The organism is Devosia sp. (assembly GCF_040509215.1).
Classification (GTDB): domain Bacteria; phylum Pseudomonadota; class Alphaproteobacteria; order Rhizobiales; family Devosiaceae; genus Devosia.
This window is the reverse complement of sequence record NZ_JBEVLL010000321.1, coordinates 1-4,123: the sequence shown is the minus strand read 5'-3', so window position 1 is coordinate 4,123 and position 4,123 is coordinate 1. Positions and strand designations below refer to the sequence as shown.

The 4,123-nt window shown below is 60.6% G+C and carries 4 protein-coding genes; 1 reads left to right on the top strand and 3 read right to left on the bottom strand.

Going from position 1 to position 4,123, the window contains the following annotated elements; translation table 11 throughout:
- Positions 1 to 149 precede the first annotated feature (149 nt).
- From osmF to ABW043_RS17865, 3 genes are read right to left on the bottom strand one after another with little or no spacing between them, the layout of a single operon-like run.
- The gene (gene osmF, locus ABW043_RS17875; RefSeq protein WP_502908668.1) at positions 150 to 1,061 is read right to left on the bottom strand and encodes a glycine betaine ABC transporter substrate-binding protein OsmF; all 912 of its coding nucleotides are present in this window, start codon (positions 1,059 to 1,061) and stop codon (positions 150 to 152) included.
- Between the two features lie 51 nt (positions 1,062 to 1,112).
- Complete coding sequence (locus ABW043_RS17870) at positions 1,113 to 1,904, bottom strand: phosphate/phosphite/phosphonate ABC transporter substrate-binding protein (protein ID WP_353922550.1); 792 nt, start codon at positions 1,902 to 1,904, stop codon at positions 1,113 to 1,115.
- A complete protein-coding gene (locus ABW043_RS17865) occupies positions 1,901 to 2,842 on the bottom strand; it encodes a fatty acid desaturase (protein ID WP_353922549.1) in 942 nt (313 codons plus the stop codon). The genes ABW043_RS17870 and ABW043_RS17865 overlap by 4 nt, the downstream gene beginning before the upstream one ends.
- Before the next feature lie 435 nt (positions 2,843 to 3,277).
- Between ABW043_RS17865 and ABW043_RS17860 the strand changes: the two genes are divergently transcribed.
- Positions 3,278 to 4,045, top strand: coding sequence for an amino acid ABC transporter substrate-binding protein (locus ABW043_RS17860; protein ID WP_353922548.1), 768 nt, complete (start codon positions 3,278 to 3,280; stop codon positions 4,043 to 4,045).
- The last annotated feature ends 78 nt before the right edge of the window (positions 4,046 to 4,123 follow it).

The window sequence follows — 4,123 nt, the reverse complement described above, 5'->3', positions numbered from 1 at the left end:
CAGGCGGGGGGCAAGCGCCCCCGCTCCCCGCTGGGGAGAGGGTTGCGGCGAGGGGAAGGCGATGAGGGGCGCTGGCGCGAGCATGGGAAAACATTAGGGGCGGGCAGTCGCCCTGCCCACCCCCAAAATCACTGCCACAGACGGCAGGCTTACTTCAGGAAGCCGTTGGCCTTGAGCCAGTCGACAGCGACGTCCTTGGGGGCGGCGCCTTCGACCTGGATGCGGCCGTTGAGCTCCTGCAGGGTGGTGATGTCGAGCTTGGCGAAGACGGGTGCCAGCAGGTCCTTGATCTGCGGGTATTCAGTGAGCACGGCTTCGCGGATGATCGGCGACGGCTCATAGACCGGCTGCACGCCCTTGTCGTCTGCGAGAACGACGAGGCCCGACGGCGCGATGCCGCCATCCGTGCCATAGACCATGGCAGCGTTGACGCCATCGGTCTGCTGGGCGGCAGCGGCGATGGTGGCGGAGGTGTCGCCGCCCGAAAGGGTCACGAGCTGTTCGGGCTTGAGGGTGAAGCCATAAACTTCCTGGAATTTCGGCAGGGCAGCCGGCGAGCTCACGAACTCGGCGGATGCCGCGAGCTTCACTTCGCCGCCATCGGCAACGTACTTGCCGAAGTCGGTGAAGGTCACGAGCTTGTTGGCGTCCGCGAGATCCTTACGGAGCGCCACGGCCCAGGTGTTGTTGGCCGGGGCCGGCTGCAGCCAGACGACCTTATTGGCCTCGAGGTCGAGCTTGGCGGCTTCGTCATAAGCTTTGGCGGCATCGTTCCAGAGCGGATCGTCAGCCTTGTTGAAGAAGAAGGCGGCATTGCCGGTATATTCGGGATAGATGTCGATCTGGCCGGCGACGATGGCTTCGCGCACGACGGAAGTGGCACCAAGCTGGATCTTTTCGGTCACCGGCACGCCATTGGCCTGCAGAACCTGCGAGATGATATTGCCGAGGAGACCGCCTTCGGTGTCGATCTTGGACGACACAACAACCTGGGCGTTGGCAAGGCTGGTCGTCAGGGCCAGGGCGAGAGTAGCCGCGGCAAGTTTGGTTAGTAGACGCACGTTGATCTCCTTGGATCGTTGGCCGGTGTGGCCGCTTGTCTTTGGGAAGGTTCAGGCGAGGTGCGGGTAGGATCGGTCGATCGCCCTCTGCTCCATCGCAAGAATGCTGTCGTAGGCTTCGTCCGGGAGGACTTCGAAGCCAGCGAAATGAAATTCGGGATGATCCTTGCGCCCTGCCCCGCTGAAGAAGTCGGCGAGTACGGCACGCAATTTGGCCAGGTCACTGTCAGATAATGTCAGCACGGTGATGAATGGCAGGCCCGGAGCGAACGATGTCCAGCCGATGACCTTGATCGCATCCTGCACATCCTTTGGCTGAAGCTGGAGTGTGACGGGATCGATGGCCGCCACATCGGCGCGTCCGTCGATTACCGACTGCAACGAGGCCACATGGCTACCGGTTGCAAAAGTTTCCGAGAAGAAGCGCCCGTTTTCGGCATGGGCGGATACGGCATCGCGAAACGTGTTGTAACCGGACTGCGAGTGGACCGCGTTGTAGGCGGCGCGACGGCCGCGCAGGTCTTCAAGGCGCTCGGCGCTGTCATCGGCACGCACGACGAGGGCGCTGCGATAGTTCGGGCCATCGGTGCCTTCGACGGCGTAGATCGGCGTGCCTACATAACGGACCTTGCCATCAAGCAGGCTGCGAAGGGGATAGCCGCAGGTCTGCGCGAGAAGGAGATCGCTATCGAGCCAAGCAGATTCGAGGTTTTGGTTGCCGTTCAGCGTCTCGGGCAAGTCATTGAAACCTGCGGCGGCCAGACGGGTTCGCAGGTCGGCCCACAGAAGATCGACCGAGCTGGCGCCCGGATCGTACATGGCGAGTGAAACTGTTCGTGTCATTCGGGCGCATCCGTCACGCGGTGATGCGGATGCAGCAGCTTGTCATGCGGCTTCACGAAGAAGCGCGCGAAGAGTTCGCCGTAGTTGCGATAGACGAGACCGCCATTGTGCTGCACCAGCGTTTCCCGATGGGCGCGATAGAGCGCCGGCAGGTCATACCAAGCGATGGTCGGGCGCAGATGGTGCAGGACGTGCAGATTGTTGTTGAGGAACAGCAGCGCCAGCGGACCGCCACCTTCGACAATGGCCGTGCGCTCCTCGTGATTGTCGGCAAAACGATGCTCGGCAAAGGAACGGATACGGGTCAGTGCGCCCCCGGCATAAACGAAGGCCAGGATATAGAGCCAGATCGGCATCTGGCAGACTGCCAGTACCCAGAAGAGTACAATGGCGACGAGAGCCGTCTGAATGGCCCAGATGCGCCGTCTCTTGCCCTGGTTGGCCACGACCAAGCCAAACTCAGCGTAGAGGAAGAAGCCGATCATGAAGGCGGGCCCAACGATCAGGCGTCCCAGAAGGGTTTGATTGAACCGCAGCAGCGCCTTCAGCCATGCAGGTGCACCACTCCAGGCCTGCTCGGTGATGTAGAACGACTCTGGATCGTCGAGCGGATCGGTCAGCCGCTCGTCGCGGTGATGCTGCAGATGGCCGAGTTTATAGATTGGATAAGGCAGCCACAGCGAGAGCGGTGGCCAGCCGAGTGCATCATTGACTGCCCTTATGCGCGTGGGATGACCATGGATGATCTCGTGTTGCAGCGACCCCTGCCAGGCCACCGTCCAGGCGGCGAGCGGAATGAGCAGCCAGAGCGGAATCGACTGCCAGAAATAGGTGAGCGCCAGCCACCCGCCATAGATCGCAAACACCAGGGCGAGTGTGGGCCATTCCAGGGTTCTGGCACGGATATAGGGTATGGTTTGGTCGGCTCGGTGCGTCATGCCTGATATAAATCACCGGGCGCGAATTTAAGTCTATAATTTGAATAGACTATATTGCCGATCGCACGGCGGGCTTGAGGTATTGCCTTCTAGCGGTTCGATGACTCCGGCAACTTCTTGCTGGGAGGCCCTTCCCGGTGTCGAAAACAGCTATGGCGATGAGATGCTCTTGAGGGCGGCTTGAACGCTCAAGCGGAGGACTGTTACCGGCGACCGCGCCGCAGCCGGAACGCGCCGCTGCATAGTGAGAACGTGCTGGATTGGGCACGCTTCGGCAAATGCCAGCCTCGCCAATGACCAAAAATCAGAATGCTCCCGTCGACCCAAAGCACGGAAGTAAAACATCTATCCAAGTCATTGAAACCAGACACAGACGGGAGCAGTTTCTGCGTCAATTGCGGCCCCGAGCGGGGATCCGCGGACAGGAGACATTCAATGAAGTTTTCCAAAGTGCTCGTCGCAGTGGGTCTTTTGGCAATCTCGACCCCGGCCTTCGCACAGACGGCCCTGGAGCAGGTCCAACAGGCCGGCGTACTTAAGATCGGCACCGAAGGCACCTATGCCCCGTTCACGTTCCACGACGCTTCGGGCGCACTGGTTGGCTTCGACGTGGAGATCGGCCAGGTCGTCGCCGAACACCTAGGGGTGAAGCCCGAATTCGTCGAAGGCCCATGGGATGGGCTGATCGCGGGTATCGACGCCAATCGCTACGATGTCGTGATCAACCAGGTGGGCATCAACGCCGAGCGCCAGGCGAAGTATGATTTCTCGGAACCCTATATCGCCTCAAAGGCGGCGCTGGTGGTTCGTGATGACAATGCCGACATCGCCAGCTTCGAAGACCTTTCGGGCAAGAAGTCGGCGCAGAGCCTGACCAGCAATTTTGGCAAGCTGGCGGAAAGCTTTGGCGCTGAACTCGTCGGCACAGAAGGCTTTGATCAGTCGATCGCATTGGTCATTCAGGGCCGCGCTGACGCCACCATTAATGACAGCCTGTCCTTCTTCGACTTCAAGAAGCAGCAGCCTGATGCTCCTGTGAAGGTCGTCGCCACGGCAGCGGATGCTGATTTCTCCGGCGTCATCCTCGCCAAGGGGAAACCGGAACTGCTGGCCGCAATCAACGAGGCACTGGCAGCCATCAAGGCTGATGGCACCTATGCCGAAATCTCGCAGAAGTATTTCGGCGAAGACGTCTCGCAGTAATTCTGGAACCACAGCATGCTACGGGTCGGCCTCCGGGCCGATCCTTTCGTTTTGGGAGCACCGATGCCGCCCTGGCTG

Coding starts and splice junctions, on each gene's coding strand:
- ABW043_RS17865 (WP_353922549.1), bottom strand. CDS start 2,842: ATGACGCACCGAGCCGACCAAACCATACCCTATATCCGTGCCAGAACC.
- ABW043_RS17870 (WP_353922550.1), bottom strand. CDS start 1,904: ATGACACGAACAGTTTCACTCGCCATGTACGATCCGGGCGCCAGCTCG.
- ABW043_RS17860 (WP_353922548.1), top strand. CDS start 3,278: ATGAAGTTTTCCAAAGTGCTCGTCGCAGTGGGTCTTTTGGCAATCTCG.